Below are 4,609 nucleotides of genomic sequence, written 5' to 3' on the forward strand. Positions count from 1 at the left end.
GACGGATGGGGGGCGTGGGGGTGCGCTGCGACGTGGGCCTCGGCGGCGAGCCCGCGGCGGTCCTCTCGGTGCAGCCACGCGGCCCCCGCAACCCCGGCGAGGGTCGCGGCGGCCCCGCCGAGCAGGCTCAGCGCGAGGTACCACGCGCCGTCGCCCGCGCGGCCCGCCGAGAGCAGCCGCGCGCCGTCGACCGCCAGGGTGGAGTACGTCGTGAAGGCGCCGAGGAACCCCGTGCCGACGGTGAGGCGCACGAGTCGGCGCGGGCCGACGTCGGGCCCGCGGCGGGCGAGCGTCTCGAGCAGCGCCCCGAGCGCGAGCGCCCCGGCGAGGTTGACCAGCAGGGTCGCAAGGGGCCACCCGCCCGGCGCGGGAATGGCCCCGCCGAGCGCCCAGCGGGACAGGGCGCCGAGCACCCCGCCGGCGAACACGAGCGCGAGCACGGCCGGGGAGAACGGGTGCGCGAAGCGAGGCGGCGCGGGCAGCCGCGAGGGCACAGCGACGCGCGACGGCGCGCTGGCACCCGTCGGTGCGGAGGCGTCGCGGGCGTCTCGGGGCTGGGAGTCGGTCACGGCGCGTCGAGCCTATCGGGTTCGCCTCCGATCCGCCCGAGTGAATCCGTGGCGGCGGGGTACCGTGAAGACCATGGACGCCCTGTCCTGGTTCACCGACTGGTTCGCGGCCGAGGACTCCGAGGTGGCGCGCTGGGTACTGCAGCGAGGGGTCGCGGCGCTGTTCTTCGTCGCGTTCCTCTCCTCCCTCAACCAGTTCCCGGCCCTCCTCGGCGAGCGCGGCCTGCTGCCGGTCCCGGAGTACCTTGAGGGCTTCCACCGCCTGCGCCGGCCAAGCCTGTTCCGCTTCCGCTACTCCGACCGCCTGTTCCGCCTGTTCTGCGCGGCCGGCCTGGCCGTGTCCGCGCTGCTGGTCCTGGGCGTGCCGCAGCTGTGCCCCTGGTGGGTGCCCCTCCTGGCGTTCCTGCTGCTGTGGGGGCTGTACATGTCGATCGTGAACGTGGGCCAGACGTTCTACGGCTTCGGGTGGGAGATGCTCCTGCTCGAGGCCGGGTTCACGGTCGCGTTCCTCGGCTCGGACCAGGTCCCGCCCCCGACGCCGATCCTGATCCTGACCGTGTGGCTCGTGTTCCGGCTCGAGTTCGGTGCCGGCATGATCAAGATCCGCGGCGGCGACGAGTGGCGCGACCTCACCGCGCTGTTCTACCACCACGAGACCCAGCCGATGCCCGGCCCCCTGAGCCGGCAGTTCCACCTCCTGCCGAAGTGGATGCACCGCTGCGAGGCCGCGGGGAACCACGTCGCGCAGCTCGCGGTGCCGTTCTTCCTGTTCTTCCCGCAGCCCATCGGCTCCATCGCAGCGGCGCTGGTGATCCTGACGCAGCTGTGGCTCGTGCTGTCCGGAAACTTCGCGTGGCTGAACTGGTCCGCGATCGTGCTCGCGTTCGCCGCCGTGGGCGACCGGGCCCTGCACTCCGTCGTCCCCTTCATCCCCGAGGACCTCGGGTGGGACCGGCCGCGCACGACGGCGTGGCCCGCCTCCGGGGACTGGGTCGCCTGGGCGTGGGTCGTCGTCGTGCTCGCCGCATCGGTGCTCCTGGTGGTGCTGTCCTGGTGGCCGCTGCGGAACCTGTTCGCGAAGCGCCAGCTGATGAACGCGGCCTTCAACCGGTGGGCCCTCGTGAACGCGTACGGGGCGTTCGGGTCGGTGACGAAGATCCGCGTGGAGATCGTCGTGGAGGGCACGCTCGACACGGTGCCGGCGGAGGACGCCGAGTGGCGCGAGTACCGCTTCAAGGGCAAGCCGGGCGAGCCTGACCGGGTGCCGCGGCAGTGGGCGCCGTACCACCTGCGCCTCGACTGGCTCATGTGGTTCCTCCCCCTGCGGACCGTGCACGAGGAGTGGTTCTACGCCTTCCTCATGAAGCTCCTGGCCGCGGATCCCGCGACGCTCAAGCTCCTGCGCGAGGACCCGTTCGACGGCGAACGGCCGCGCTGGGTCCGGGCACGCTCAGCCCTGTACGAGTTCTCGACCCGCGAGGAGTTCCGCGAGACGCACCACCGGTGGGTCATCACGCCGCTGCGGGAGCTCATCCGGCCGATCGGGCTGCGGGACGAGTAGGGGGAGCGTAGGTGGCATAGAGCTTCGCGGGTGGCGGACCCCTGGGAAAACGCGAAGGGCCCCGGTCATCGACCGGAGCCCTTCAACTGTGCGCGAGGCGGGATTTGAACCCGCACGCCCTTTCGGACACTGGCACCTGAAGCCAGCGCGTCTGCCGTTCCGCCACTCGCGCGTGGCACTTCCCGAGACCGTCTCCGAACCCGTGAAAGCAGCGAGAACCAGCATAGCGGAGCGCTGCGGCGATTGCGAAATCGCCTGCCGGAGGGGAGAGGATGGGCGGGCTGCATCGTTACAGGGACGGTACCGGGCCGTTCAGGCGGGACCCAGAGGCGCCCAGTAGTATCGTCACAGGACTGTGCCCGGGCGGACCGACCTTCCGGATGCAGTGCGACCCGGATGCAGTGCGACGCACCCACCGGCATGATCGTCTACCCCGGAGAGGAGGGGCCATGGGACTGCTCGACAGGCTTGAGCGCGGCATCGAGAAAGCCGTTCACGGCGTCTTCTCCACCGGCTCCAAGGGCCAGGTCCAGCCGGTCGAGATCGCGAGCCGGCTGCGCCGCGAGATGGACCACCAGGCCTTCGCGATCGACCAGGGCCGCACGCTGGCCCCCAATGTCTTCGAGGCGCATCTCTCGGACACCGACTTCGAACGGGCCCGCGGCTGGGGCCAGCCCCTCGCCGAGGAGCTGTGCGACGTCGCCGTCAAGCACGCGCGCTCCCAGGGGTACACGCTCCAGGGGCCGGTGCGCTTCACGTTCCGCCACGACGCGTCCCTCAAGGGCGGCGAGTTCGAGGTCGTCTCGCGCACCGAGAAGGGCGCCCCGCGCCCCAACATCCCGGCCGCGCCGAGCCGTCAGCCCGTGCAGCTGAGCCCGGTCCTCGAGATCGACGGCCAGCGGTACTCGCTCAACGCAGACTCGGTCGTGCTCGGACGCTCGTCCGAGGCGGACATCGTCGTCGACGACACCGGGGTCTCGCGCCGCCACATCGAGATCCGCACGGAGTCCGGCACCGCCTATGCGGTGGACCTCGGGTCCACCAACGGCAGCTACGTCAACGGCCAGCGGGTCTCCGGCAGCGCGGAGCTCCGCGACGGGTCCACGATCAGCATCGGTCGCACCAAGATCGTCTTCCGCCTGCTTCCGGCACCCCGGGGAGGAAACGCGTGAATGAGCTGACGCTCACCGCTCTGCGGTTGGGCTTCCTTCTGCTGCTCTGGCTCATGGTCTTCAGCGTTGTGGGCGCCATGCGCCGCGACCTGGCCGTGGGTCGGCGCAACAAGACGGGGGCCCCCACCGCGCGGCAGGTACGCCGCAACCCGGAGCTCGCAGAGCCTCCGGCGAGGCAGCAGGCCCACCGTCTGGTCGTCGTCGAGGGCCCCCTCGCGGGCACGAGCCTCCCGCTGGCCGAGAGCCCCATCCTGCTCGGGCGCGCCCAGGAGGCCACGCTGGTCCTCGAGGACGACTATGCCTCCGGCCGGCACGCGCGCCTCTTCCCGCAGGGCAGCCGCTGGTTCATCGAGGACCTCGGGTCGACCAACGGCACCTACCTCGCCGATCAGCAGCTCACCCGTGCCCAGCCGGTCGAGCTCGGTGTGCCGATCCGCATCGGCAAGACCGTGATCGAGCTGAGGCCCTGATCTTGGCTGACGCCCGTCTGGTCCTCCGCTACGCCGCCCGCTCCGACGTGGGCCGGCTCCGTTCCAAGAATGACGACTCCGCGTATGCGGGCCGTCACCTCGCCGTCGTCGCCGACGGCATGGGCGGCCACGCGGGCGGGGACGTGGCGAGCGCCTCGACGGTACTGGACCTCATCCACCTCGACCACGGCGACTACGCACCCGGCGAGGCGGCGACCCAGCTCGCCGACGAGATCCAGACGGCCAACTCCCTGCTGTCCGAGCTCGTGAGCGCCAACCCGCTCCTGGCAGGGATGGGCACCACCGTCACCGCGATCCTCCTCTCCGGGGACACGTTCGCATTCGCCCACATCGGCGACTCCCGCGCCTACCGGCTGCGCGGCAACGACCTCGAGCAGGTCTCGGTGGACCACACCTTCGTCCAGCGCCTCATCAACGAAGGCCGCCTGCGCCCCGAGGAGGCCGAGACCCACCCGCACAAGAACGTGCTCATGCGCGTCCTGGGCGACGTCGACGCGAGCCCCGAACTGGACCTCTCCACCTTCCCCGCGGTCGAGGGCGAGCGGTGGCTCCTGTGCTCGGACGGGCTCAACTACGTTCCGCTGCCCCTCGTCGAGCGCACGCTGCGCGAGTACGACGACCGAGCCGAGTGCGCGGACCGGCTTATCGAGCTGACCCTCGCCGCCGGCGCCCCGGACAACGTCACGGTGATCGTCGCCGACGTCGAGGCCACCGAGGAGGACGACGACGCGCTGCCGGCTCCCGCCGCTCCCCCGGCTGCCGCGCCGCTCGCCGCAGCGGCGGCCGCGCGCACCCCCGGGAACTCCGCCGCCGCCC

The 4,609-nt window shown here is 71.8% G+C and carries 5 protein-coding genes and 1 tRNA gene; 4 read left to right on the forward strand and 2 right to left on the reverse strand.

The genetic code is table 11. The features are described 5' to 3' along the window. A partial coding sequence (locus tag ABD298_RS12350) for a fluoride efflux transporter FluC (RefSeq protein WP_344300015.1) occupies positions 1-569 on the reverse strand: 569 nt, incomplete at its 3' end. Between the two features lie 73 nt (positions 570-642). Here ABD298_RS12350 and ABD298_RS12355 point away from each other — a divergent pair. Beyond that, entirely contained in the window at positions 643-2,130 is a 1,488-nt protein-coding gene (locus tag ABD298_RS12355) for a lipase maturation factor family protein (RefSeq protein WP_344300017.1), read from the forward strand. An 89-nt stretch (positions 2,131-2,219) separates the two neighbouring features. Here the strand turns inward: ABD298_RS12355 and ABD298_RS12360 are convergent. Continuing rightward, a tRNA-Leu gene (locus tag ABD298_RS12360) sits at positions 2,220-2,302 on the reverse strand. 277 nt (positions 2,303-2,579) lie between these two features. Between ABD298_RS12360 and ABD298_RS12365 the strand changes: the two genes are divergently transcribed. The 3 genes from ABD298_RS12365 to ABD298_RS12375 all read left to right on the forward strand — a co-directional run. Further along, entirely contained in the window at positions 2,580-3,302 is a 723-nt protein-coding gene (locus ABD298_RS12365) for an FHA domain-containing protein (protein WP_208711099.1), read from the forward strand. Beyond that, positions 3,299-3,772 (forward strand): FHA domain-containing protein FhaB/FipA, encoded by a 474-nt coding sequence (locus tag ABD298_RS12370; protein WP_344300018.1) that lies wholly within the window; start codon positions 3,299-3,301, stop codon positions 3,770-3,772. The genes ABD298_RS12365 and ABD298_RS12370 overlap by 4 nt, the downstream gene beginning before the upstream one ends. Positions 3,773-3,774: 2 nt before the next feature. After that, a partial coding sequence (locus tag ABD298_RS12375; RefSeq protein ID WP_344300019.1) for a PP2C family protein-serine/threonine phosphatase occupies positions 3,775-4,609 on the forward strand: 835 nt, incomplete at its 3' end.

Source organism: Sinomonas flava (assembly GCF_039531875.1).
In the GTDB taxonomy this organism is placed as follows: domain Bacteria; phylum Actinomycetota; class Actinomycetes; order Actinomycetales; family Micrococcaceae; genus Sinomonas; species Sinomonas flava.